Genomic DNA, 24,242 nt, shown 5'->3' on the forward strand with positions numbered 1-24,242 from the left:
AGCTGGTCCTCGTGGATTTCACCGTCTGCTTGCTTGGTATTAGACACACCTTCAGCAAGCAGACGTCTCAACTAACCGGCTTTGTGATGTACTGAGATTAGTTCAGTTATCGCTTCCGGACCGCTTCCTGTGTTCTCTACCGTAACGAATGCCTCGCCATTCTTGATCCGGTCTGTCTCGCTCTCACCATAGACTTCGTCCCACGGCTTATCTGGGTTATTCCGATAGAGTCCGACATCCTGTATCTGGATCTCTGGACGGAGTTCAGTCGTGGTCTCAACTACTGTCTCCTCGCCTTTCAACGCGAGTACGCGGTACTCACCGGGCGCATACGCGGTGCCGATCTCGAACGAGACCTGCTGAGCACCCGCGGCTACGTCACGTTTCCCGAATAACTCGCCGTTCGGTTGGATGAGGTTGACCTGGTCGACGTCGGCCTCTTCGGAGAGTTCGACGACGAGTGCTGTTCCCTCAATAGTGATACGCGTGAGTGGACCTTTGCCATCTGGAGAGGTCGTTCCGTCACCAGGCGTCCCAGAACCGCCATTGTCGTTCAGACAGCCAGCGACGCTCATGAGGGCAGCACCTGCGACTGTTCGGAGGGCGGTTCGCCGACTGATGTGTGGGTGGTTTCTAGTCATGACTACGGGTTCCGTTGGAAGATGTCTTCTGGACCGAGCATTCGGAGAAGTCGCTTGCCAGCGTAGAACATCACAACAAACGGGATGAGCTGCCAGCCGACCTCGAAAATGAACGCGAACCAACCGTCGATGGTGCCAAGCGGGTGCCAGCGAGCAGTTGCCATCGCACTCACGTATGCGGGGTCGTGCCCGAGCCACGAACCCGGATGGTACCGAGCCGTGTAGATACCCGGCTTGTCGATCGTCACAATCGCTACCCCGGAGGCGTTGGTCTCAACACGTTGCTCCGCGATGGTGATGTACCCGTTGCGAGTGTTCCCGCCGATTGGATATCGTCGGTCGGGATCGCTGAGCACGATTGGTGCGCCGGTCTCGTTATCCCGGAGCTCGATGCGGAGTGTGGCCTGGCTTTCGTTCTGCTGGAGCACCTCAACAGTCAGATTACTGCGCCGGAGCTGCCGCTCTGAGCTAGCGTCAGGTGCCACAATCGAGGCGTTCACGCCCCGTACGATCCCCGCTACTTGGAGGGCGTTGCGGTCGACGTTCTCCGCGCGAACCGCAACACCGTACGTCGTCGTGTACGACTGGTTGACGATGTCGATGTTGATGTTCTCACCGAGCGTGCCGACCGGAGACGGTCGGTCAATGCCCCAGGTGTCGATGATCTCTGGGCCATCGCGAACTGGTTCAGCCCTCGGGCCGATCCGCGATGGATATGCATGGACGTACACGGGAATTGCGTCAGACTCGACGGTGGCGCTGTCGGTCCGGTTCGACCTGACGAGGGTATCCCAATTGGAGTTCCGAGCGGTGTAGAACCGCCAGACGCCACGCACTCGTGCGCTTCCATTCTCCGTCAGCGTGTACCCCTGCCACGGTCGAGACTGGAAAATGGCCACACCGGCGTCACCATTGGGATACTCGGCGTAGTAGGGGTACGCTGAGAGGTCGTAGATCTCGACGGCGATCGAATCCGAGACGTTGAGCGATTCGGTTCGGTACGTGACCTCGACATCGGTCTCGTCGCCTCGGTCGATTCGCGTGGTCTTCTTCAGCCGGACGCTGATCTCGGCTTCAAGCGTGAGGTTTGCACTCCAGTCATCCTCGATCTGGTAGTCGAGGGCCGGCGTGTGCGAGCCGTCACGCTCGACGATGGTTTCGCCGTCCTTCTGCAATCGAACCTCCTCGACCTCGTTGCTCGCGAGCGACCACTCGATCGTCGTGTTCCCCGAAGAGCTGCCGTTCGGGACGCGAACGCGATAGTCGACGAGCCCCCGCATCGTGCCGTTCGGCGCGATATAGAGCGGCGTATCACCCGACTCCAAGTGACCTCGCGTCGACGGCTGCACTGCGAATACCGTGGCGTGGGCGTCCTCGATAAACACGCCATCTTCGAGCGACGCGTGGCGCGGATGCACGGACGTATCCGACCCACCGGCTTCGAGATCAGCGAAGTCGTTTCGCGTCCACGTTGCAGCTGTCGCCGGCGGGCGCGTGAACGTGATGTCCGTCCCGTTTGCGAGCTGGTGCATCGCGGTCCGGCTCTCGCCGTAGCGCTGCTGGTACTCCTCTTGGGTGATGTAGTTGTCCGCGTCGCGAGACCACAGCGTCGCTGATTCATTTTCTGTGAGGCCATTCCCCTCCGTGCCTGGCCGTGGCGGGCTTGCAGTGACGAGACCTGTGACTAGGCTCGTCACGAACAGGGCGGCCATTAGCACGGAGAGCTCTCGTTGTGTCATGGGGGCTCGCGACGGGGGTGGTAGTCGCCTACCAGGGGGCGAGGTCGACGCACTGCGCCAGCGGGAGGTTCATCATCGACCCAGCGACGGTGTAGAGTGGGCCGAGGGCGACGAGGACGACCGCGGACTTCATCGCCGACCGTTTGTGCCGCTTGAGGCCCTTCTTCTGCTCGGGCGTGATCGTGAACATCTCGATAAGGGAGTCAGCCTGCCACACGACTGCGAGGCCGACAATGCCTAGCGCCGTGGTAAGCTGGAAGAAACCCTCGATCATGCCGGGAAGGTTGTCCGCACTACAGACGGCATTCGTCTGTGCGGCGGCGGGTCCCACAGCGAACAGGCTCAGGGCGACGACGATGAACATAGCTTGCCTGGGAAGCCTACTCGATGCCGTGGACTGGCTGTCGGGGCGATTCGAAGCCGTCTCGGAGGGCGTATTGTCCTGTGACATAGCGGGTTACTCCTCTGCGTCGTCGACGAGTGCTTTCAGATCAGCGTAGCGGTTGGTCTCGTCGACGATCTCGTCTTTCGTGTAGCCCTGTTCGCGAGCCCGTTCGAAGAGATCTCGAAGCTCGTCAGGGTCAACGTCGCGAAGCTCCATCTCATCTCGGAGGGCGCGGCGGTAGAGGGCGGACCCGTTGATATGGCTGTTCCACGTCAGGTACAGGTCATCGATGTCTTCGATGGTGACTGCCCGTGTGATCATATGTGCGGGGTGGGTATGCACCGGTTGAGCCCCGGTCCATGGTGGTGCGATAGCTAGAAGATCGGTATATGCTTTCTGGCCACCAACTGGCGCAAAAATCTAAAGTAAATTATAACCGGATAGCTCGTTCACCTCGCAAGGGTACGGTTAACCAACAATGGGGCTAGATTCCGTTGTCTGTTGGTTAAGGTTAGGATGGCCTCTACTCGAGTTCCACGACCTCTCCACGCCCGTTGTCAAGGATTTCTCGCACCTCGGCCAAGCGTTCCTGACCCTCCTCGTGGAGCCTTGTCCCTTCATCGAGATCACACTCATCCGCATCGAGCTGCTCAATGATTTCTTCGACACGGGTCAGCCGGTCGTGAATCTCTTGGTCGTTTGCCACGCTCAGATCACCCCCAACCAAAGCCCAGTGATAGCCAACAACAGCAACAACAGCACAGCGATTGCGGCCTTGTAATAGACCGGCGGGAGGCCCTCGGGTACGGCCGCCTCGTCGACTGCTTCGGCAAGCTCCCGTTCATGTTCGTGCTCTTGCTGGAAGGTCTCGTACGCGGCGTCGAGTTGCTGTGCCAGCGGCTTGACTTCGCCCGCCAAGAACTCCTCGCGGGAATTCACGATATACTCACCGGCGGCCGTCGGCGTGATCGTTGCCACATCCGCGACCTGATCGGCGATTAACCGGTCGTCAGTATGCCCGATCGCCGTGACGATCGGGGTGTTTGCGGTGAAGATAGCTTCCGAGACCCGCTCGGTGTTGAACGCCTGGAGGTTCGAATCGCTCCCGCCACCGCGACCGACGATAATCGCGTCGACGTCCTCGGAGCGGTCCAGATGGTGGATGCCGTTCGCGATGGATGTGGGCGACTCCGACCCTTGGACGGTGGCGTCCTTCACCAGGATGTCGACGGTAGGGTCCTGTTCGTGGATCGCGTTCTGGATGTCATAACGGGCATCGCCACGGAGGGAGGTTACGACCCCAACCCGCTCTGGGAACGCCGGCGGGCGCTGTTTCTGCTCGTCGTCGAACCAGCCACGCTCTTCGAGTTCGCTTCGTAGTCGCTCGACGGCAGCTGCTTGATCGCCGTCGCCGACGACGATCACCTCCCACGGCTTGAGGTCGATTTTCCCGCCCTCTGTCCAGTAGTCGATATCGCCTTCGAGGATGACCTCGGTCCCGTCCTCGAGGCCGACATTCATCTCCCGGTAACGGTTCGCCCAGATCATACAGGGGAGCTCGGCGTCGCCGTCAGTCAGGGTGAAATAGAGGGCGGTACTGTTCTGATGGAGATCCGTGACCTCGCCAATACAGCGGACGCCGTTGAGGGCAGGCGTGTCCTGGACGACCGATGCAATTCGGTCGTTCAGCTCTTGGACTGAAAGAACATTCCCGGACAGGACATCATCTACCTCCCGTTCGGCATCAGCCATCGCACTAACTTAACACGGGGAGAGCAGATTCAAAAATGTACTCACCAGTGCCAGTGTACCCTGCCAACTGTTCTGTGTCGTTGAATTACTCCAGTAACCCGAGGTCAGTGAGCCGGTTTTCGATCACTGTAAGCGCTTGTTCAGCATCGTCAAGCTGTTTTCCGCCCGTGATGACGAGCTTTCCACTCCCGAAGAGGAGTGCGACGACGTCCGGGTCGTCAAGCCGGTAGACGAGCCCCGGGAACTGCTCTGGTTCGTATTCGATGTGTTCGAGACCGAGGCCGATCGCAATCGCATTCAAATTGAGTGTGTGGTCGAGGTCCCCACTTGAGACAATATTCTGGATTTCGATATCTGGAGAGGTAGCGACATCGACACCCAATTCACGGAGCTCGTCGAAGACGTATTCCAACGCAGTCGTCACATCGTCGACGCTTTTTGCACCCGTACAGACGACTTTCCCCGAGCGGAAAATGAGCGCTGCGGCTTTAGGATCGTGCATCCGATATACGAGTCCAGGGAAGTTATCGGGATCGTAGTCGGTGGCTCCTAAATCCTCAGAAAGCGTTTCCAGATCGAGTTCTTGACCGATATCGGACGACGCGACCACATTCTCGACTTGAATTGATTCGGCTGTGACACTCATAGGAGTACCTTCCAGTCACAACCCCCTTAAAACGGGGAGTGACTTCGAGCGTCGGTGTGGTACCTTCCGAATTAGAGGTCGCGGGGCTGGACCGTCTTCCGGTCGTTGGCCTCGGCACGCTCGGCGGCGTCGTCGAGCAGTTCGGCGACCTCTTCGTTGAGGGCGTCGTAGAAATCTGCCGAGACGTTGTGGTCCGAGAGCGCGTCCTTCACGGCTGCTTTGACGATTAGGTCAGACATTCCATCGCGGACTTCTCTTGTCCACCATATAAAGGTTCGAAGTTCTCACGCAGGGTTCTCGCCTCGTCGTATCGAATATTGGCATCTGAGTACCAGAGAGAACATATGCCACCCCTCAAAAATAGAGAACAGGCAGATGCACGATCTAACTGGGTTCCAGCGGGATATCTTGTACGTAACCACCGGGCTCGAGGAACCACATGGGCTCGCAATCAAGGACGAACTCGACGACTATTACGAGCATGAGATCAATCATGGCCGCCTCTATCCGAATCTCGACGATCTCGTCAACAAAGGACTGCTGGAGAAGGGTGAACTCGACAAGCGGACGAACGTGTACACGGTCACGCAACGCGGATTGCGGGAAATCGAGGCGCGACGTGAGTGGGAAAGTCAGTATTTAGAAGATGTGAACGCACCCACTCCGTCGTAGAGTCATTATAAAAACGGGACTGCTTTACCCACTTCCCACGAATCCACAGTAAGATGGCTCGGCTCGTCTTCTATCACCACCCCCAGGCCGAGAATTTCTCACTCAAATATAGCTCGGCATCGGTGGCAGAAATCCTGTCTCAGCGAGAGCAATCCGACGAGTCGACAAAGCTCATCGGGTACCCCTTTGAAACACCGGTCTATGTGCTCTACGAAGGCGATTCAGAGATCGAATCAGCCCGAGAGGTCGACTTCGATCAGGAATGGCTGAGCGACCGTATTCGTGACCTCCCCCGTGCTGGGCAGGTTGTCGCATTCCGATTAGTGGAGTTGCTCGAAGCCGCGGTCGATGTTCGAGATGAGGATGAGTTCCGGCTCTACAAGGAGTTCGAACCGCAAAAGATCCAGCAGGCACTCGATCACGTCTCCTGGGGAGCACCGCTTCCGACCGTCGCTGGAGAGGTGATGTCGAATTTGATCCTCCGACATTCCCTCCCGAATGCGAACCATCGAACTGGCATTGCGATGCTGCAGTTCTGTATTGAGAGTGTGGACCCGGATTTTGAGATGCCACGAACGCACGTCGACGACGATTCCTGGCGAGAGTGGGTCGATCCCTATATCGTCGATTCCAAACGGCTCATTACTGTCCGCCGGAACAACCTCCGTTTCAAGCAACTCGAAGACTTGGACGTCGACGTCGTCGAACGGAAAGACGGGATCCAAATCCGATTAGCCGAGTTCGAGCTGGATATGCACTGGCGAGAAGCCCTCACAGAGTATGCTGGGCAGCACGAATCTCACTGTACGGACTTCGCGCAGGCAGTTCTCGAACGAGCAGGACGGGACGATCTACTTGACCGTCAAGGACCAACGAAACAAGAGTTCCTCACGTATCTGGAGAACGGACTGGTCGAACGGGACTTCAGAGAAATGTTCTGATCAGTCGCGAAGCTCGGCGACCGACTGTCCGACCTCGCGAACGTGTTCACTTCGCTCGAGGTCGAGTTCCTCGGCGAGGTAGTCAACCGTCTCTTCGAGGCTCATGTTAGAAAGAAGTCCGTCAAGCGGTATAAACCTAGTGCTGGTGCAACAATGTAGCCCATCAGAGGAAGCGTCTGTGTATACCAAACTACGTATCCCTCGGGAAAACTGTGGAATCGGTGACTGCATAGCGATACCCACCGAAATCACGCAGTATCGCCATTTGCTGTCCATCAACCGAACTCAATTGAAAGAAGCTCCGAAGCGATCGGGAGCGTTTCAGTCTGCAGGTTGTGCGTCAGTCGCTGGTGTCCCGCTTGGAAGCTCGGGGATGGACAGGTCCACGCGGCGGAGCAGCTGAGCGTTGATGGCAACGATGACTGTACTCAACGACATCAGGAGCGCACCCACAGCGGGCGACAGCAGAATCCCGATCGGTGCCAAGACGCCCGCTGCGAGCGGAATCGCGAACACGTTGTAGCCGGCCGCCCAGACGATGTTCTCCTGCATCTTCCGGTAGCTCGCCTTACTGAGTTTCACGAGCCGAACGACGTCCATCGGGTTGTTCTGGACGAGGATGACGTCGGCCGACTGGACGGCGACGTCGGTGCCGCTCCCGATCGCGATACCGACGTCGGCCCGGGTCAGCGCCGGCGCGTCGTTCACACCGTCGCCGACCATCCCCACGAGCTTGCCCTGGTCCTGGAGTTCCTGGACTTTCTCGTCCTTGTCTTCGGGGAGGACTTCCGCGAACACCGTGTCGATGCCCAGTTCGTCGGCGACGGCGTTGGCGACGTCCTGGGAGTCCCCTGTCAGCATCGCCACCTCGATACCCAGATCGTGGAGCGCGTCGACGACGCGGAAACTCTCCTCGCGGATCACGTCGGCCATCGCGAAGGCGGCGATTAGCTCTCCGTCACGAACGAGATACACCACTGTCTGGGCGTTCTGTCCGGCCTCGTCAGCGAAGCGCTGGAGATGGTCGGGGATCTCGCTATCGAGCTGGGTCAACAGGTTCGGTCCACCGACGTACACCTCATTTCCGTCGACGTTCGCGCGGACGCCCCGGCCTTTGATCGCCTCGAAGTCGGTCGCGTCAGGCGCGGTGAGGTCCTGATCGTTGGCGGCCTCGCGGATAGCTCGAGCGATCATGTGTTCGGAGTCGCTCTCGACACCCGCCGCCAGCGTGAGTGCGTCGTCCTCGTCGACGCCGTCGACGGTCGCCATATCGACGACGCCGTGTTCGCCTTCGGTGAGCGTCCCCGTCTTGTCGAAAATGATGGCGTCCAGATTTCGTGCCTCTTCCATCGCAATCCGGTCGCGGACGAGCATTCCGTTGCGAGCCGCGAGTGACGTATTGATGGCGACAACCAGCGGGATGGCAAGCCCGAGCGCGTGCGGGCAGGCGATGACGAGTACCGTGACGACACGCTCGATGACAGTCGCGTTGAACGAGACCGCGATGGTCCACGCGATTGCTGTCACGACTGCTGCCCCGAGGGCAACGTAGAACAGCCAGCCAGCCGCTCTGTCAGCCAGCACCTGCGTTTTGGACTTGCTCTGTTGGGCTTCCTCGACGAGTCGCATGATACCTGCGAGTGTCGTCTCCTCGCCCGTTGCACCGACACGTATGCGGAGACTGCCGTCGCCGTTGATCGTCCCGCCGATGACCTCATCCCCGGGTTTCTTAGAAACTGGTTTCGACTCGCCCGTGATCATCGACTCCTCGACGTCCGAATCACCCTCTTCAACGATGCCGTCAGCAGGAACACTCGCGCCCGGTCGAACGAGTACGAGGTCGCCCTCGGAGAGTTCACTCACCGGGACTTCCTCGGTGTCACCGTCGTCGCTGATCCGCTCGGCGGTATCGGGCATCAGCTTCGCCAGCTCGTCGACCGCGCTCGAGGCACGTCGTACGGACCGCATTTCGATCCAGTGGCCCAGCAGCATGATGTCGATCAGCGTCACGAGCTCCCAGAAGAACGCCGACTGTGTCGGGAAGACCACGCTCGCGAGGCTGTAGACAAATGCGACCGTGATCGCCATCGAGATGAGCGTCATCATTCCCGGCGACCGGTCTTTCAGCTCCGGGACCGCCATCTGGAGGAACGGCACCCCACCGTACGCGAAGACGATGACCGCGAAGGCGGGGTTAATCCACTCGCTACCCGGGAACGCGGGAACGGAGAACCCGAGCCACTCCTGCAGCATTTCGCTGTACAGGAGGACCGGAATCGACAGGAGCGTCGAGACGAAGAAGCGCCGCCGGAACATTTGCTCGTGGCCTTCGTGCATCCCACCGTGGTCGTCGTGTCCGTCGTGTCCGTCGTGCCCATCATGCTGACTGTGTGGGCCGTGGTCTGCTTCGTCGGCCTCCCTTTGGGATTTATCGTCCATTACCGAGCAATTGAACCGAGGATGCTTCAACGTGGGGGCTACTGTGAGTTGACACGCCCTCTGAACAGGCTGGCATCTACCGAACATTCGCGAGACTGATGTGGTCGGGGATGATCCTACGTCTCCTTGTGGCGGTCTCTGTAAGTTTTTGCCCCCAGAAAAACGTATACTGCGCCGATAACTCGTACACCTGTCGTGAATTGCTCGTTCCATTCGATAGCATCTGGGCGCTCATAGAGGACCGTGGAAGCAAACTTGCGATACAGGTCGGGAAACATGAGGACAGCTGCACCGAACGCCCCGGTGAGATTCATCATCCACGCATACAATCGGCTACCAAGTAGGGAGATCACGACTATCAGAATTCCTTCTGATCGTATAGCTGGGTTTACCCATTTCCTTAGGGTGCCTTCACTGGGATTAGTGATCGCATGTTTCTCAAAGAGCGCAACTATCTTGTCCGGGAACAATGTAGTAACAGCTCCGAGGACGCCGATAAGTATCCGTATCATACGCTACGGTACGACCTATTCGGATTTAATATTCTCCACAAATCTACACGTCCGAGAACGGAGCCGGAACGCAGTATTCAGAAGTCCAATTATACAGAATAGACGAAGATGCAGAGTTACTACGTGAGTAGCTGTCTAAGGACGTAGTGGAGGATGCCGCCGTGTTCGATATAGGTCACGGCGGCCGGCGTACCGACCTGTGCCGTGACCGGGAACTCGACAGTCGAACCGTCCTCGCGCTCGGCGATAACTGTCAATTCATCTACCACGTCGAGACCGTCATCGAGACCGTGAATTGTGAAGACCTCCGACCCGTCCAGTCCGAGAGATTCCCATGAGTCGCCGTCATCGAACTGTAAGGGGAGAACACCCATCCCGACGAGGTTGTCGCGGTAGATGCGCTCGTAACTCTCGCCGATGGTTGCGCGGACACCGAGTAGGTCCGTTCCTTTCGCTGCCCAGTCACGACTCGACCCGGTTCCGAGCTCCTCGCCCGCCATCACGATGAGTGGGGTGCCCTCCTCGCGGTAGCGCTGGCTGGCTTCGAACACGGTCGTCTGCTCGTCGGTTGGGTGGTGGATCGTATAGCCACCCTCGATATTGTCGAGCATCTCATTCTCGATGCGGACGTTGGCGAACGTCCCTCGCATCATCACCTCGTGGTTGCCCCGGCGCGCGCCGTACGTGTTGAACTCGTGGGGCTCGACGCCGTGATTGAGCAGCCACTGGCCGGCAGGGAGGTCAGATCCGAATGGGCCAGCAGGGCTGATGTGGTCGGTCGTAACGGTATCGCCGAGCGTCAGCAGGCAGCGTGCGTCCTCGATATCGGCGACGCCGGGTTTCTTGAGGGGAAAGTCTTGGAAGAACGGCGGCTCTCGGATGTACGTCGAGTCGTCGTCCCACTCGTAGACGTCACCACTTGGCGCGTCGAGAGCAGCCCACCGCTCGTCACCCTCGTACACGGAGGCATACTTCTCCTCGAACATCTCCGGGGAGACGTTCTCGTGGATTGCTGCCTGCACGTCGGCTGCGTCCGGCCAGATGTCCGCCAGATAGACTGGGTCACCCTCAGCGTCAGTGCCCAGCGGCTCGTTCTCGAGGTCGATGTCCATCCGCCCTGCGAGCCCGTAGGCGACCACAAGCGGTGGGCTCGCGAGGTAGTTCGCTCGGACTTTCGGGTGAATACGCGCCTCGAAATTGCGGTTCCCCGAGAGGACACTCGTCGTCCAGAGGTCGTGGTCGTCGATCGCCTGCTCGATGGAGTCCGGAAGTGGTCCGGCGTTACCGATACAGGTGGTACAACCGTAGCCAACGACGGCATACCCGAGCTCTTCGAGATACGGAAGCAGCCCTGATTCTTCGAGATACTGCGTGACGACGCGGCTGCCCGGTGCGAGGCTCGTCTTGACGTACGGCGGGACGTCCAGGCCTTTTTCGACGGCGTTCTGGGCGAGCAGACCAGCGGCGATCATCACCGACGGGTTTGAGGTGTTCGTACAGCTCGTGATGGCACTAACCAGGACATCACCGTGACCGATTTCGACCGTTTCACCGTCGAGGTCGACCTCAACGCGTTTGGTTAACGGGTGCAGTTCGGACTCGGCCTCGACTTGAGCGCCGCCATCAGTCTCTGCGTCGGCTACACCCCCCTCACCGAGCCACCGCTGCAAGGCCTCTTCATCGACATCGTTGAGGTCGTGCTTGAACTCCCCGTGGAGAAGTCCTCGGAAGCTCTGTTTTACGTCCCCCATCGGGATTCGGTCCTGTGGTCGCTTGTGTCCGGCCAGACTCGGTTCGACAGTTGAGAGATCGAACTCGACGACCTCGGTGTACTCCGGTTCCTGTTTCCCGAACAGGCCTTGGGATTCGAGGTACTCGCGGACGAGGTCGATGTGTTCAGGGTCGCGCCCGGTGAGTTCGAGATACTCGAGCGTCTGATCGTCGACCGGGAACATACTGATCGTCGACCCCTGTTCGGGTGCCATATTAGCGATCGTTGCCCGGTCCGGGACAGTAAGGTTCTGTACACCGGGCCCGAAGAATTCGACGAACCGGTCGACGACGCCGACCTCGCGGAGTTGTTCGGTGATGTGAAGCACGAGATCCGTTGCCGTCGCGCCTTCGGGTAACTCGCCTTCGAGACGAACGCCGACCACCTCGGGGAGTTTCATCGTAATCGGTTGGCCGAGCATCGCTGCTTCCGCTTCGATACCCCCGACGCCCCAGCCGACGACACCGATACCGCCGATCATCGGGGTGTGGCTGTCCGTGCCGACGAGTGTGTCCGGCAGAAGCCAGTTCTCGTCATCTTGTTCGCGGGCGTGAACGACACGGCCGAGATGTTCGAGATTTACCTGATGAACGATCCCGGTTCCCGGCGGGACGACGTTGAAGTCCTCGAAGGCGTTTTGCGCCCACTTGATCGCGCGATACCGCTCGGCGTTGCGCTCGTACTCCAGTTCGACGTTCTTCTCGTAGGCGTCCTCGGAGTCGAAGTAGTCGACTTGGACGCTGTGGTCGATCACGAGATCAATAGGGATCTCCGGTTGGACCAGAGTGGGGTCGCGGTCTTTGCGATCGACTTCGGAGCGGAGGGCTGCTAGGTCGACCACTGCGGGCACGCCGGTAAGGTCCTGTAGGACCACCCGTGACGGAGAGAACGGCACCTCTGCGTCCGGAACGTCCGGCTCCCAGCCAGCAGCATTTCTGACGTCTGACGCGGTGATGGTTTCGCCGTCGACGTTTCGGAGCACCGATTCGAGGAGGATACGGATACTCACCGGGAGCGTGTCGAGTTCACAGAGTCCATGTTCTTCGAGTGCTCGAAGGTCAGCCATCTTGTACGTCGTCCCGTCGACGTCAAGTTCGCGGACGGCATCGAACGGGAGTGTGTCAGTCATAGTATCTGAATATGTGCTCGGGAGCGATATTAATCTCCCTCCGAATTCATTCCGATGGGAATCGGGATCCTGAATACTGTGACGGCGTTTCAGAACTCACCGAATGAAAGACCAGAGGAGGACGGCAAACCCACACGCCAACGCAGCGGATTCGGCAACATGCACCTGCGTGAGCGTTAATGCTGTGAGCTGGTAGAGAAAACCTTCTATGAGGACACCGAGCGTCATGAACCCGAAGCCGATCGTTGCGTCACGTAGGTATCGAGTCCGTTCCTGACGATACGCGCGAAAGCTGATCGCTGTCGTCGCCATACCCAAGAAGAGGAGAAAGACACGGACTCCAATTAGCGTGACTTCCCATCCAGTAGTCACGATTCATCGCCCCCCCTGTGTTGGCTGGGACATTTGTCCGTGTAGCGAATAAAGGATAATGAGCATACCTGCCGCGACAAGTGTAGTCTGGATGGTCCCAGCAACGAAGATGGACAACCCAACCACGTCGAAGAGAATGCCTTCGATTACGGACCCGACGCTGATGAATAGGAATCCGATAGCGACGTACAGCATTGGTTCGCTACCGTAGACCCTGTATCCACGATACGCTTGATACGTTATCGACAGCCCTAGTCCGACTGCGATGAGCTTTGCAATGACGAGTGCGGTGTGCATGGTTAGGTGTCTCGGATGTCGCCCCAGATACGCGAGAACCGCTGCGCGGCGTCCTCACGAACGTCCATCTTGATGTCGATCGTTCCATCTTCGATGTCGACATCGACGTGGTCAACGTTTGCTTCGTACACGCTATGATGGCTCCCGTCAGTCTCAATCTGTGTTTGTTCGACGAGCAGATCATTAGCGACCATATCTTCGACCCGGCGGTAAATCGTTGAGAGGGCAACGTCGCATTCCTCGCTCAGTTCCTTCGCTGAGAGGGGGTCCCGGCTCGTCGCGGCCAGAATCTGACGAACCCGTTCCTCCCCGAGGAGGTCTAATAGCTCGTCAGCGCGATGGTCCGTGGACACAGCTGTTCCTCGCAATACAAGTTAATGCCCTGCCGAAACGTATGTAACGACCAGTTTTGCGTCGCACGCAAAACAGCTCACCCGTCTATTTTCCCACCCCTCGTATTCTCACCTGTGAGGTGACCTACGCTATGACAACCAATTCAGGACTCACCCGGCGGCGAGTGCTCCAGTTAACTGGTGGTACAGCGGTTATTGGACTCGCAGGATGTACTGGATCGGAATCAGACGGCAGTGATAGTGGGGCCGAAAGCACTGCGGGATCTACCGAAGACGGAGGCGGGTCGGGGCATGACGAAGGAGAGAACAGTAGCGAAGGAGAATCGGGGCATGACGACGAGGAAGGTCACGATGAAGCCGTCGAGGAACCGAGCGATACAGCTGAGGTGGCGATGGTCACCGAAGACGGAGGATATCACTTCGAACCGCACGTCGTCCGCGTCAATGTCGGTGGGACGGTAACGTGGACTAACGAGAGCGGCAGTCACTCCGCGACGGCCTACCATCCAGACAACGACCAACCCCAGCTCGTTCCCGATGGTGCTGCAGCATGGGATAGTGGTCTCCGCTCGGAGGAAGGAGCGACGTTCGAGCACACTTTCGAGACCGAGGGCGTCTACCACTACTACTGTACGCCCCACGAGACGGTCGGTATGCTCGGGAGCGTCATCGTCGGCGACCCAGATCCACATGAACAGATCGCGCTCGAAGAGCCACCCGAGGAGAAACCAGATACTGTCCGAGAGAAGCTCACCGAACTGAACGGAATGGTTTCGAGTGCACTTGGCGATGACCACTAATTGCTGACGAACGCTCCCGGCATCTTTTCTATCGCTGCCGGACGCGGTTTAAGGAGTCATACCAGTAGGTTATACATAGCGTGTGCTATTGCGAGGGTAAGATACCCTCCCAAAAGGAAGAGAAGAGTTCTTCGAGGCAGTGATGGCAGGCCAATCGTGTCGGATCCGTGAATACGCTCACCGAGGGCATACACGAACCGACCGGCTACCAATGCGAATGGAAGATACACGAGTAGTATCGGGACAACCATCGCATCGAATCTGGCGGTGGCTTCAAGCCGGGACAAGTATTCGAGTTTGAAGATTAGTTCCAGCCCCCCAACAGTGATCCCGGATGCGGCGGTCGCCAAGATCCCCTCCGTTTTCGAGAGTAGTTGGCTTCGCCAGTAGCTCCAGAAATAGAAGACTACGATCAACGGAAGCAGTCGGACGAACGTTTCCTCGATAAAACCGACAAGAAGTATTCCGGTGCGAGAGGTCGTAGCCGGTAGGAGTACAAGCTCAACCTGATACGCGATCCAGACACCGACACCTGTCACTACAGCACTGATCGCCACAAGTGCGAAGAGAGAGCGGTACCTGGTGGACACGGCTGACTAATTGGGGATGCGTCAAGATAGTCGTGTGGAATCTAACACGGGAATACTCGTTTTTGCGCCGAATTTCTGACCGACACCATTCTTATAGATTCACAATCGTTACCAAGTAACATAGTACCATCACTACCCACGAAACACTCCCAGAGTATGCCACCTACCGAACGAGAGACAACGTCCGCATCCACGTCTGACTCAAGTGACGACATCGTCTCTCGCATCGAGCGAGACCTCCTTTCGCGGAGAGAATTTCTTGCCGGACTGGGTCTCGGATCGATAGGCGGTGCCGGTGGAGCAGTCGCTCTCACGCGGTCAGATACCGATTTCCAGTCACTAGCGACACTGGCAGGCGGGGCGGCCTCTCTCCCGGACACACAGTTCCATCTTCCGGCAGTGGATGCAGCTAACTCGGGTCTCATTATCGCGACCAATTTCGAGTTTTCTGATGGCAACGGTGAGCTGTTTGTCAATCTGAACGGTATCGAGATCCGCCACGACCTCCAGCGTGCACTGGATGAGGCGAGACAAACTGCTACCCGTCTTACTGGTCGTTCACTTGGAGATACGGCTACGCACGTATCATTCGTCTCACCTGAGACGGGCACTCTTACACTCCGTGGAAAAAGCTGGGAAGCCGGCCTTACGGTTGCTTTTATTGCCAGTCTTCGCCAGCAGTCGCTGTCGTCTGAAACCCTCATCACTGGAATCGTTGCCGACGATGGCAAGCTGCTCCCGGTTGGCGGAATCAAAGCAAAGGCCCGGAGTGCCCGGGCGTTCGGAGCGACCGAATTGATTGTTCCCAGCGATACCGATTCAGATGTAACTATCGAGGGATTACGCGTGACACCCGTTGAATCGATCTCAGACGCACTTAGCCACTTGGCACAAACTCAACGTTCGGAGCAGTGAAGGCGAGATACGCTACGATGGGGCGTCGCTCGCCTTCTGTCGTGACGTGATAGCTTACGTAGAGGCGTCGTACCCGGCGTCTTCGACCACAGTCACGAGGTCATCTGATTCAGCTGTTCCTTCGACTGTCGCGGATTCCGAGTCCCGATCCGCAGTCGCCGATGTGACTCCGTCGACTTCTTTGAGTGCTTCCTCTACAGTTTGCTCACAGTGTTCACAGGTCATTCCTTCGACCGAGATGGTCTGACTCATATCCATACATAATTAGGGCCCCCTATTCTATGTGCTTTTCTGCTTAGAATCCAAAGTCATTCTGAGTTCAAAATCGCACTCTCAAAGGTTTATTTTGAGAAACAATAATGTATCCTGCGGTGCGACGCTATTGTATGCGCAACCTAGACGAAACAGATCTGGAGATTCTCTCGTTACTAGCCGAAAACGCCCGTCGTCCATTTAGCGCCATCGGCGAAGAAGTTGATTTGTCCGGGCCAGCTGTTTCCGATCGAGTCCAACGATTACAGGAAGCAGATATTATCAACAATTTCACGATCGATGTAAACCGGGCGCACCTTCGGGCCGGTGTTCCAGTATTCATTCAAACAGAAATCGAACCGGAATCACTCGAGGAGGCCCGTACGCGAGTCCGGGAATCGGACGGCATCGAACACGTCTTCACGACCTCAGAAGGCGATCTCTGGTTCTATGCCCGCGTTGAGGCACAGAACGTCCGTCAGTGGGTAGACAGTCTGTTTGATGGGCTTGGGATGTCTGGATATTCAGTCACCTTGATCGACGAAGCTGAATGGACGCCTTCGATCGACGGCGTCGAATTTGCTCTCACCTGCACTGAATGTAACAATACCGTCGACAATGAAGGTGAGACGACGCGCATCGATGGCGAGATCTATCACTTCTGTTGCCCATCTTGTCTCGCACGGTTTGAAGACCGCTATCAGCGGCTCGAAGAGGGTGTATAGTACGCTCTTTGGATTCCAAATTTTCTTGGTGTCAATAACCACCTTCTCGAAACAGTAAACCGCCTAAACATAGACCCCGTATAGTAAGATGAGCATGACAAGCCGAACAACCCATCTCGATATTACGGGGATGTCCTGTGCCAACTGTTCAGGAACGATCCAGGACACCCTTGAATCCCTTGACGGGGTATCGAAGGCGGATGCGAACTTCGCCACCGACGAGGGATCCGTGACCTACGATCCCGATGAGGTATCACTCCAGGAAATCTATGAAGCGATCGATGAGGCGGGCTACGGCATAGTCTCGGAGACGGTGTCTATTGCCATCTCCGATATGACGTGTGCCAATTGCGCCGAGACCAACAAAACTGCTCTCGAGAATACACCGGGTGTCGTCACCGCCGAAGTCAACTACGCGACTGACGAAGCGCAGGTCACCTACAATCCGGCAGAGGTGTCTCTCAATACGCTGTATGATGCTATTGAGGACGCTGGCTACTCGCCCGTCCGCGAAGATGGTGATGACGACGAGTCGGGCCAAGACGCACGAGATGCCGCACGACAGGCTGAGACCCAAAAGCAACTCAGACTGACCCTCTTTGGGGCAGTGTTGTCGGCTCCGTTGCTCTTCTTCCTCATCGACAAATTTCTGCTCGGTGGCGCGATCGTCCCTGATGCCGTCTTCGGCGTTGAAATCGGGTGGCTCGAGTTCCTCCTCGCCACACCGGTGCAGGCGATCCTCGGCTGGCCGTTCTATAAGAACTCGTACAAGGCGATCGTGAAAAACGGCCGCGCCAATATGGACGTGTTAATCGCAATCGGTTCAACAACCGCCTATCTCTACTCCGTGGCAGTCCTGTCTGAACTCATTGCAGGTGGGCTCTACTTCGACACGGCAGCGCTCATCCTCGTGTTCATTACGCTCGGTAACTACCTCGAAGCTCGGTCGAAGGGGCAAGCGGGCGAGGCCCTCCGGAAGCTCCTCGAAATGGAAGCCGAGACGGCGACCATTATCCGCGAGGACGGCAGTGAAGAAGAAGTTCCGCTCGAAGAAGTCACAACGGGTGACCGGATGAAAATCCGTCCGGGTGAAAAGGTTCCCACAGACGGCGTCGTTGTCGACGGTCAGTCCGCCGTCGACGAGTCGATGGTCACTGGTGAATCCGTCCCTGTAGAGAAGGAAGAGGGCGATGAGGTCGTCGGCTCGACGATTAACGAGAACGGCGTCCTTGTCGTGGAGGCGACAAAGGTCGGAGAAGATACGGCTCTTCAACAGATCGTTCAGACTGTCAAGGAGGCGCAGTCGCGCCAGCCCGACATCCAGAACCTCGCGGACCGTATCTCCGCGTACTTCGTGCCTGCGGTCATCGCGAACGCTCTCCTCTGGGGCATTGTTTGGTTCCTGTTCCCGGAGGTACTGGCTGGCTTCGTCGACTGGCTCCCGCTGTGGGGTCAGGTCGCTGGCGGCCCGGCCCCGGTCGGTGGGACCGTTTCCGTCTTCGAGTTCGCGATTATTGTCTTCGCGTCCTCGATCCTCATCGCCTGTCCCTGTGCGCTGGGGCTGGCGACGCCCGCAGCCACGATGGTCGGGACGACGATTGGTGCCCAGAACGGCGTCCTGTTCAAGGGCGGTGACATCCTCGAACGCGCAAAAGACGTCGACACGGTCGTCTTCGACAAGACGGGCACCCTCACGGAGGGTGAAATGGAATTGACCGATGTGGTCGTCTTCGATAGCGATGGAAATGCAGTGACTGACGGTGGCGAGCCGACGCCAGATGGTGGACAGATCAGCACTCGTGAGCGCCTCTCCGAGGACAACGTGCTGCGGCTGGCGGCGATAGCAGAAAGCGGAAGCGAACACCCGCTCGCGCGGGCAATCGTCGACGGGGCTGAAGAACGCGGGCTGGACGTGACTGAGCCCGACGACTTCGAGAACGTTCCTGGTCACGGGATCAAAGCGGTTGTTGGTGACAACGAGGTACTGGTCGGCAACCGCAAGTTGCTGCGAGACAACGACATCGACCCGTCACCCGCCGAGGAGACGATGGAACGCCTCGAAAACGAGGGGAAGACGGCGATGCTTGTCGCTTCCGAGGGCAAACTGGTTGGTGTAGTGGCTGACGCCGACACAATCAAAGAGAGCTCCAAGCAGGCCGTTACAGCCCTCCAAGAGCGGGGCGTCGACGTAATGATGATTACGGGCGACAACGAGCGAACTGCTCGTGCGGTCGCCAAACAGGTGGGTATCGACCCGGAGAATGTCCGAGCAGGGGTCCTTCCCGAAGACAAGTCTAACGCGGTCGACAGTATTCAAGACGAGGGCCGTCAGGCGATGATGGTCGGAGACGGCGTCAACGACGCCCCCGCGCTCGCGGTCGCGCACGTGGGGACAGCCATCGGCTCCGGCACGGACGTGGCCATCGAGGCTGCAGACCTTACGCTGATGCGCGACGACCCGCTCGACGTGGTGAAGGCGATCCGAATCTCGGACGCGACACTCCAGAAGATCAAGCAGAACCTCGTGTGGGCGCTCGGATACAATACCGCGATGATTCCCCTCGCGTCGCTCGGGCTGCTCCAGCCGGTGCTCGCTGCAGCAGCAATGGCGTTCTCGTCGGTGTCGGTGCTGACGAACAGCCTGTTGTTCCGGCGGTACACCCCCGATCACGACTACAAGCTCTTCGGGTTCCTTCGCTAACCGTCGCCTCTATCTCAATGTCGAATATTTCCCGCCAAACGGTTCGGAGGTACCTCGTCGAGACAGCCAGTAGCGAACCGACGTACCTCCGGGCTCACGAGATCGCCGGTGATCTTGACGGCTCTCCGAGGGCTGTCGCGCAATACCTCAGCCAACTTCAGGACGACCTCTCACTCGTCTCACTCGAACAGTGGGGGCGCTCTAAGAGCACGACGTGGCGCTTGGAGGTGAACGAGTCGTGAGTACTGTCACGCGACGCGTCGAAACCGCCCTTCCGGAAACAGGCTCACGCGAGTGGTGGGCGCTGTACCTACTTGCTCCGCCCGTCCTCATCGGTGCGGGAATCCTTGCGTTCCCGGGCCTCGTCTTCGACCAGTTCATTTGGCAGTACCTCTGGGGACCAGTCGTCGCTGACGCTGCCAGTGAGCCAGTCATGCATGAGGGGATTCGTGCTGTTCGGGGCTACAACGCGGTGAACACCGTAACCTACCTCGCGGCGGTCGTGTACAGCCTCCCCGGACTACGAGTGTATCTCGATCAACTCGACGTCACGTTTGACGCACGACTGGCCTACGGGTTCGCCCCGATCATTATCGCCGGCGGAGCGATGCGCGCCCTCGAGGACATCGGCCTACTCGGGGACTACGCGGTGTGGTTCATCACGCCGTCAATCTACTTTGTCGTTACCGCTGTCACCGTCCTCGCGCTCGGCATCGGCGCACTTGCGCGTGATCGGAATACCGGTTCCATTCCGTCAACGGTCGGGCTTATCGGGTCGGTGTGGGCTGTCGGTGCTGTCGGGTGGGTGCTTTGGTACGGCCTCTCGACGTCGACCCCGCTCCGTCTGTGGGTTCCTGTCGCAACGACGGGGATTGCTCTCGGGGCGACCGCGCTCTACTACTGGGGAGCGAGTTTCGTCAATGTCACACACCTTCGACACCCGCTGATTCTGCTGGCCGTCTTTGGCCAGCTGTGGGACGCTGCACAGAACCTCATCGGTGTGACGTTTCTCGGCTACTCCCCCAAGCTGGTCGTCACGAATCTCGTATACCAGGCGACTGGATTTGCCGGATCGACGTTCGTGCTGAAACTCGTCGTGACTGTCGGCATCGTGTGGTATCTCGCTGATGCGAAAGAGGAGATGAACCACACATGGTGGTGGCTTATGACGTTCTTCATCGGAGCGATCGGGCTCCCGATGGGCGTTCGCGGGTCACTTCGGATGCTACTGGGGGCCTAACAACGGCCTCGGCGATGTACCGCGCTTTCTGTTAAGAATCGAAACCGGCCGAACGGTATCTGGGATGGTGGATTGAGGCGTTCACCGCGCGTAGCCTTGCTGGATCACTCCCGTTTCGAAAGAAAACAGAGTGGAGTGTGGGACCGGCGTGTCCTAGAATAGACAATCCTACCGAAGGCGACTGTGATCACATTCCGGGTTATTAGTAACAGGGGTAAAGCGTATGGGAACTACTGTTGTATCGTCTAATAATGCCGCAACCGTGGAATCGTCGTCGGGTGCTTCAACATAGTGGTACAATCGGAATACTAGGTCTTACAGGCTGTCTAGGTGGCTCAAGCACGAACTCATGGGATATTGATGACCCAGTAGCAGTGGCATCAGCACAACAATTTAACTCACCAGGATGTAGCTGTTGCGAGCAGTATGCATCATATCTTCGTGAGAATATCACTGGTGACCTCTCAGAGACCGTACCGGATGATATCCAAGCAGTAAAGCAGGAATATGGGATCCCCGAAGACCTCCAGAGCTGTCACACACTCGTCCTCACAGATTACGTCGTAGAAGGACACGTCCCGGTCGAAGTAATCGCCCGGCTTCTCGATGAAAACCCACCGATAGATGGAGTTGCACTCCCTGGTATGCCATCTGGGACACCGGGGATGGGTGGAGAGAAAGATGGCTCGTTAAGCATATACGCTATTGACGGCGATAAAGCCGGAGCTGAGTACACTGAGGTATAGATTCAGAGATACAGTAGATCTGCAACTGATGTTCAGACGGCTTCTCTATGGGTTCGGATACACCTTCGCGCGTCTCATCTTTTTCAACGCGAAACTTCAACAGCTGTCTTGAAGCGGGTTTGTATCGCGTTCTGGCTTGTTGGTGATCCAATTCAGAAGCTTTCCCGTGTAAACTGTGAAACAGCTTATAGGAGACAGTATTCAGAAAATCAAGAGGTATCTAACACGTTGAGTCCAGCGTCAGCTCTGTATGCAATCTCTGATTATTCACGGGGTTGCTACTGATAGTTTAGATTTGAAACAGTAATCGCAGTAAATGAGGAGCGTGTGTATTCATCTATGGAAGCGCCCACAACCTCCACGACAGAGGCTACCACCAGCGAGGTACTCGTCCGTGCTGATGAGATTGAAAAAACGTACGGGTCAAACCTCCCATTTACACGATCGGTTCCCGTCCTCACCGGTGCCAATCTGGAAATCCGAGCAGGAGAAATCGTCGGAATCGTCGGGGGGAACGGTTCGGGGAAATCCACGCTTATGAACATCCTCGTCGGCGTCCTCAAGCAGGATTCCGGAGCAGTTGAACGAACAGGGACGGTTGGCTGGTGTCCACAAGAACCACTGCTTTACGACCGCCTGACGGTCACAGAGACGTTCCGCCTGTTCGGTTCCGGATACGGAATGACCGCCGAAGAAATCGACGAGGCCAAACGCCGATTCGCATCGAAACTCGATTTCGAGCAGTACCTTGACTATCGAATCGACCAACTCAGCGGTGGAAACCGACAAAAAATCAATCTCAGTATCGCCCTAATGCATGATCCGGACGTCCTCATGCTAGACGAGCCCTACACCGGGTTCGACTGGGAGACATATCTCATCTTCTGGGACCTCGCCGACGAACTTGCTGCCGACGGAACAGCTGTCGTAATGATTTCACACTTGATCGAGGAGCAGAGCCGTCTCGACCGTATCTACGAGGTTCGTGATGGACACGTCTACGACGTGACTGAGCGGGAAAGTGAGACCGAAGCGACGACCGGTGAACGGAGGAGAAAGGCCGATGAATAGAATTCAAACGGGGATCCGGACGAACGTCTCCACCTTCCTCAGGACCCCCCTGAATGTCGTCTTAGCACTCCTCCTTCCGGTTGTCGTTATCGAAGGCTGGGGACAAGCGATGGCGGGGTTGCCAACTATGCCGACAGTTGAGGCGATTCCGATCGATCTGGGTCGCCTCCTCGGAGCGATATTCGGTGTCGCCATCATCGCCGGCCTGATGGGACTCGCCCAGATGATTAGTGCGCGTGCAGCCGATCGACGACTCGTTCAGACAGGCTATCCACCCCGAACACTGCTTGCGACTCGATTAGCGACGCTCGGAGGGGTCACGGTCGTCGTGGCTGCCGTGAACTACGGCGTGCTCTGGCTGACGATTTCACCGGAAGCCCCTGTCCTGACGTTCGTATTCCTCGTCCTCGCCGGCCTCGTCTATGCGTTTCTTGGCGCGCTCGTCGGTGCACTCCTTCCGCGACTGTTCGAAGGCTCGCTCGTCGTGGTGTTCCTCGCGATGATGGACGCGTTCCTCAGTGGCGACAGCCCGCTGGCTGCTGACATTCCTGAGTTCGTGGAATACTTCCCGCTCTATCATCCGAAGGAACTCCTTCAGGAGGCGATGTTCCAAGGTACATATACGACGGGCGACCTCGGCTTCGTTGCCGGATACCTGCTCGTCTTGCTCGTGCTCGTCACCGTAGTGTTCGGAGTGACGATGCGCACCAGTGGTGGGTGGTCCGCATGAACCGTACGACAACGGCGTTCTCGATCGGCATCAAAGAACAGGCGCGTAACTACGTCCTCGTCGCTCTACTGGTCGTCCTACCGGTCTCGTTCATCACGTTGGCGTTCGCAGTCACCCAGGACGTCGAGATGCCGGTTCGGACGCTCGTCGACGGTGAGACGGCGACGGTCATGCGGGGGATGCCTGAGGTCCACGGCGTGATCATGACGCCGATTACGAGTGCTCTCATCGCCGGACTCGCCGGGTTGTTCCTGATGCGAGAAGCCAAAGACACGGACGGTCGTCTGGCAGTCGCTGGCTATCGTGCATGGCAGGTAATCGCTGCCCGGTTTGGGGTTCTCGCAGCAATTACTCTCATCGTCACCGGTGTCTCAGTTGGTGTGATGCTCGTCGATTTCCAGCCCGAGTATCTCTGGTGGTTCGTCGCAGCGATGCTCGTCGTCTCGGTCACGTATGGTCTCATCGGGATGCTCGTCGGGGCCGTCTTCAACCGCCTAGCCGGGATGTGGCTGATGCTGATTCTCCCGATGCTCGATATCGGACTGTTTCAGGATCCGCTGTTTATTCAATCTGAACCTGATTGGTGGATGAAACTCTTTCCGGGCTATTGGCCAGTCCGTGTAATGGTCGATACCGGACTCACAACCGACGTAGATACGGCTCTCTCGTTGGTGTGGGCTACTGGATATCTTCTCCTCGTAGCCGTGCTCGCAATTGGTGTTTACTACCGAGCCACACAGGCGAGTTGATCACAAGAGAAATCAGTCATAAATGGAACAAAACAGGTCACGGGATCGTTCTGAAATCAAAGGTATCGGTGAGG

The 24,242-nt window shown here is 57.6% G+C and carries 26 protein-coding genes and 1 pseudogene; 11 read left to right on the forward strand and 16 right to left on the reverse strand.

Annotation, left to right across the window (positions count from 1 at the left end; all coding sequences use genetic code 11):
• Positions 1–95 precede the first annotated feature (95 nt).
• From J2744_RS14385 to J2744_RS14420, 8 genes and pseudogenes are all read right to left on the reverse strand, one after another.
• Positions 96–641 (reverse strand): annotated as a pseudogene (locus tag J2744_RS14385) (hypothetical protein); the annotation flags it as partial.
• Between the two features lie 2 nt (positions 642–643).
• Entirely contained in the window at positions 644–2,380 is a 1,737-nt protein-coding gene (locus tag J2744_RS14390; RefSeq protein WP_210113937.1) for a hypothetical protein, read from the reverse strand.
• A 28-nt stretch (positions 2,381–2,408) separates the two neighbouring features.
• Positions 2,409–2,831, reverse strand: a complete 423-nt coding sequence (locus J2744_RS14395) for a hypothetical protein (protein ID WP_049987854.1) — start codon at positions 2,829–2,831, stop codon at positions 2,409–2,411.
• A gap of 6 nt (positions 2,832–2,837) precedes the next feature.
• The gene (locus tag J2744_RS14400) at positions 2,838–3,086 is read right to left on the reverse strand and encodes a hypothetical protein (protein ID WP_049987855.1); all 249 of its coding nucleotides are present in this window, start codon (positions 3,084–3,086) and stop codon (positions 2,838–2,840) included.
• A 202-nt stretch (positions 3,087–3,288) separates the two neighbouring features.
• The gene (gene xseB, locus J2744_RS14405; RefSeq protein ID WP_049987856.1) at positions 3,289–3,471 is read right to left on the reverse strand and encodes an exodeoxyribonuclease VII small subunit; all 183 of its coding nucleotides are present in this window, start codon (positions 3,469–3,471) and stop codon (positions 3,289–3,291) included.
• A gap of 2 nt (positions 3,472–3,473) precedes the next feature.
• On the reverse strand, positions 3,474–4,517 hold the full coding sequence (xseA, locus tag J2744_RS14410) for an exodeoxyribonuclease VII large subunit (protein WP_210113938.1): 1,044 nt from the start codon (positions 4,515–4,517) through the stop codon (positions 3,474–3,476).
• A gap of 85 nt (positions 4,518–4,602) precedes the next feature.
• On the reverse strand, positions 4,603–5,163 hold the full coding sequence (locus J2744_RS14415; protein WP_049987858.1) for a TATA-box-binding protein: 561 nt from the start codon (positions 5,161–5,163) through the stop codon (positions 4,603–4,605).
• A gap of 71 nt (positions 5,164–5,234) precedes the next feature.
• Positions 5,235–5,402, reverse strand: coding sequence for a DNA-binding protein (locus J2744_RS14420; protein WP_004048632.1), 168 nt, complete (start codon positions 5,400–5,402; stop codon positions 5,235–5,237).
• A gap of 136 nt (positions 5,403–5,538) precedes the next feature.
• On the opposite strand from J2744_RS14420, the gene J2744_RS14425 reads away from it, so the two are divergent.
• On the forward strand, positions 5,539–5,835 hold the full coding sequence (locus J2744_RS14425; protein ID WP_210113939.1) for a PadR family transcriptional regulator: 297 nt from the start codon (positions 5,539–5,541) through the stop codon (positions 5,833–5,835).
• Between the two features lie 53 nt (positions 5,836–5,888).
• A complete protein-coding gene (locus J2744_RS14430; RefSeq protein WP_210113940.1) occupies positions 5,889–6,776 on the forward strand; it encodes a hypothetical protein in 888 nt (295 codons plus the stop codon).
• A 321-nt stretch (positions 6,777–7,097) separates the two neighbouring features.
• On the opposite strand, the gene J2744_RS14435 is transcribed toward J2744_RS14430, so the two are convergent.
• The 6 genes from J2744_RS14435 to J2744_RS14455 form a co-directional block, all read right to left on the reverse strand.
• Complete coding sequence (locus tag J2744_RS14435; RefSeq protein ID WP_210113944.1) at positions 7,098–9,113, reverse strand: copper-translocating P-type ATPase; 2,016 nt, start codon at positions 9,111–9,113, stop codon at positions 7,098–7,100.
• A gap of 218 nt (positions 9,114–9,331) precedes the next feature.
• Positions 9,332–9,727, reverse strand: a complete 396-nt coding sequence (locus J2744_RS14440) for a hypothetical protein (RefSeq protein ID WP_080505588.1) — start codon at positions 9,725–9,727, stop codon at positions 9,332–9,334.
• A gap of 119 nt (positions 9,728–9,846) precedes the next feature.
• Complete coding sequence (acnA, locus tag J2744_RS14445) at positions 9,847–12,627, reverse strand: aconitate hydratase AcnA (protein ID WP_004048637.1); 2,781 nt, start codon at positions 12,625–12,627, stop codon at positions 9,847–9,849.
• A 96-nt stretch (positions 12,628–12,723) separates the two neighbouring features.
• Positions 12,724–12,999, reverse strand: coding sequence for a DUF7521 family protein (locus J2744_RS15670; protein WP_049909249.1), 276 nt, complete (start codon positions 12,997–12,999; stop codon positions 12,724–12,726).
• Between the two features lie 3 nt (positions 13,000–13,002).
• Complete coding sequence (locus tag J2744_RS14450) at positions 13,003–13,296, reverse strand: DUF7521 family protein (protein WP_049909250.1); 294 nt, start codon at positions 13,294–13,296, stop codon at positions 13,003–13,005.
• 2 nt (positions 13,297–13,298) lie between these two features.
• Positions 13,299–13,649, reverse strand: coding sequence for an ArsR/SmtB family transcription factor (locus tag J2744_RS14455; RefSeq protein WP_004048640.1), 351 nt, complete (start codon positions 13,647–13,649; stop codon positions 13,299–13,301).
• Positions 13,650–13,813: 164 nt separating this feature from the next.
• On the opposite strand from J2744_RS14455, the gene J2744_RS15605 reads away from it, so the two are divergent.
• On the forward strand, positions 13,814–14,449 hold the full coding sequence (locus J2744_RS15605; RefSeq protein ID WP_004048641.1) for a cupredoxin domain-containing protein: 636 nt from the start codon (positions 13,814–13,816) through the stop codon (positions 14,447–14,449).
• Positions 14,450–14,505: 56 nt separating this feature from the next.
• Here J2744_RS15605 and J2744_RS14465 read toward each other — a convergent pair whose 3' ends face one another.
• On the reverse strand, positions 14,506–15,039 hold the full coding sequence (locus tag J2744_RS14465; RefSeq protein ID WP_123624173.1) for a hypothetical protein: 534 nt from the start codon (positions 15,037–15,039) through the stop codon (positions 14,506–14,508).
• Between the two features lie 399 nt (positions 15,040–15,438).
• Here J2744_RS14465 and J2744_RS14470 point away from each other — a divergent pair, with 399 nt between their 5' ends.
• Positions 15,439–15,954: a S16 family serine protease gene (locus J2744_RS14470; protein ID WP_160163143.1), complete on the forward strand. Its 516-nt coding sequence runs from the start codon at positions 15,439–15,441 to the stop codon at positions 15,952–15,954.
• A 54-nt stretch (positions 15,955–16,008) separates the two neighbouring features.
• On the opposite strand, the gene J2744_RS14475 is transcribed toward J2744_RS14470, so the two are convergent.
• Positions 16,009–16,206, reverse strand: a complete 198-nt coding sequence (locus tag J2744_RS14475) for a heavy-metal-associated domain-containing protein (protein WP_080505595.1) — start codon at positions 16,204–16,206, stop codon at positions 16,009–16,011.
• A 134-nt stretch (positions 16,207–16,340) separates the two neighbouring features.
• Here J2744_RS14475 and J2744_RS14480 point away from each other — a divergent pair, with 134 nt between their 5' ends.
• From J2744_RS14480 to J2744_RS14510, 7 genes are all read left to right on the forward strand, one after another.
• A complete protein-coding gene (locus J2744_RS14480) occupies positions 16,341–16,931 on the forward strand; it encodes an AsnC family transcriptional regulator (RefSeq protein WP_080505591.1) in 591 nt (196 codons plus the stop codon).
• Between the two features lie 94 nt (positions 16,932–17,025).
• Positions 17,026–19,632: a heavy metal translocating P-type ATPase gene (locus J2744_RS14485; protein ID WP_004048645.1), complete on the forward strand. Its 2,607-nt coding sequence runs from the start codon at positions 17,026–17,028 to the stop codon at positions 19,630–19,632.
• 238 nt (positions 19,633–19,870) lie between these two features.
• On the forward strand, positions 19,871–20,872 hold the full coding sequence (locus tag J2744_RS14490; protein ID WP_004048647.1) for a DUF63 family protein: 1,002 nt from the start codon (positions 19,871–19,873) through the stop codon (positions 20,870–20,872).
• A gap of 374 nt (positions 20,873–21,246) precedes the next feature.
• Entirely contained in the window at positions 21,247–21,618 is a 372-nt protein-coding gene (locus tag J2744_RS14495) for a DUF411 domain-containing protein (protein WP_239638655.1), read from the forward strand.
• A gap of 339 nt (positions 21,619–21,957) precedes the next feature.
• The gene (locus J2744_RS14500) at positions 21,958–22,689 is read left to right on the forward strand and encodes an ABC transporter ATP-binding protein (RefSeq protein WP_049909257.1); all 732 of its coding nucleotides are present in this window, start codon (positions 21,958–21,960) and stop codon (positions 22,687–22,689) included.
• Positions 22,682–23,419, forward strand: coding sequence for an ABC transporter permease (locus J2744_RS14505; protein WP_094529644.1), 738 nt, complete (start codon positions 22,682–22,684; stop codon positions 23,417–23,419). Before J2744_RS14500 ends, J2744_RS14505 begins: the two co-directional genes overlap by 8 nt.
• Positions 23,416–24,168, forward strand: a complete 753-nt coding sequence (locus J2744_RS14510) for an ABC transporter permease (RefSeq protein ID WP_049909288.1) — start codon at positions 23,416–23,418, stop codon at positions 24,166–24,168. Before J2744_RS14505 ends, J2744_RS14510 begins: the two co-directional genes overlap by 4 nt.
• The last annotated feature ends 74 nt before the right edge of the window (positions 24,169–24,242 follow it).

The organism is Halorubrum trapanicum (assembly GCF_017873555.1).
In the GTDB taxonomy this organism is placed as follows: Archaea; Halobacteriota; Halobacteria; order Halobacteriales; family Haloferacaceae; genus Halorubrum; species Halorubrum trapanicum.

Coding starts and splice junctions, on each gene's coding strand:
- J2744_RS14420 (WP_004048632.1), bottom strand. CDS start 5,402: ATGTCTGACCTAATCGTCAAAGCAGCCGTGAAGGACGCGCTCTCGGAC.
- J2744_RS14485 (WP_004048645.1), top strand. CDS start 17,026: ATGACAAGCCGAACAACCCATCTCGATATTACGGGGATGTCCTGTGCC.
- xseA (WP_210113938.1), bottom strand. CDS start 4,517: ATGGCTGATGCCGAACGGGAGGTAGATGATGTCCTGTCCGGGAATGTT.
- J2744_RS14390 (WP_210113937.1), bottom strand. CDS start 2,380: ATGACACAACGAGAGCTCTCCGTGCTAATGGCCGCCCTGTTCGTGACG.
- J2744_RS14425 (WP_210113939.1), top strand. CDS start 5,539: ATGCACGATCTAACTGGGTTCCAGCGGGATATCTTGTACGTAACCACC.
- J2744_RS14500 (WP_049909257.1), top strand. CDS start 21,958: ATGGAAGCGCCCACAACCTCCACGACAGAGGCTACCACCAGCGAGGTA.
- J2744_RS14440 (WP_080505588.1), bottom strand. CDS start 9,727: ATGATACGGATACTTATCGGCGTCCTCGGAGCTGTTACTACATTGTTC.
- J2744_RS14435 (WP_210113944.1), bottom strand. CDS start 9,113: ATGCACGAAGGCCACGAGCAAATGTTCCGGCGGCGCTTCTTCGTCTCG.
- J2744_RS14505 (WP_094529644.1), top strand. CDS start 22,682: ATGAATAGAATTCAAACGGGGATCCGGACGAACGTCTCCACCTTCCTC.
- J2744_RS14395 (WP_049987854.1), bottom strand. CDS start 2,831: ATGTCACAGGACAATACGCCCTCCGAGACGGCTTCGAATCGCCCCGAC.
- J2744_RS14475 (WP_080505595.1), bottom strand. CDS start 16,206: ATGAGTCAGACCATCTCGGTCGAAGGAATGACCTGTGAACACTGTGAG.
- J2744_RS14430 (WP_210113940.1), top strand. CDS start 5,889: ATGGCTCGGCTCGTCTTCTATCACCACCCCCAGGCCGAGAATTTCTCA.
- J2744_RS14400 (WP_049987855.1), bottom strand. CDS start 3,086: ATGATCACACGGGCAGTCACCATCGAAGACATCGATGACCTGTACCTG.
- J2744_RS14450 (WP_049909250.1), bottom strand. CDS start 13,296: ATGCACACCGCACTCGTCATTGCAAAGCTCATCGCAGTCGGACTAGGG.
- acnA (WP_004048637.1), bottom strand. CDS start 12,627: ATGACTGACACACTCCCGTTCGATGCCGTCCGCGAACTTGACGTCGAC.
- J2744_RS14480 (WP_080505591.1), top strand. CDS start 16,341: ATGCGCAACCTAGACGAAACAGATCTGGAGATTCTCTCGTTACTAGCC.
- J2744_RS14415 (WP_049987858.1), bottom strand. CDS start 5,163: ATGAGTGTCACAGCCGAATCAATTCAAGTCGAGAATGTGGTCGCGTCG.
- J2744_RS14510 (WP_049909288.1), top strand. CDS start 23,416: ATGAACCGTACGACAACGGCGTTCTCGATCGGCATCAAAGAACAGGCG.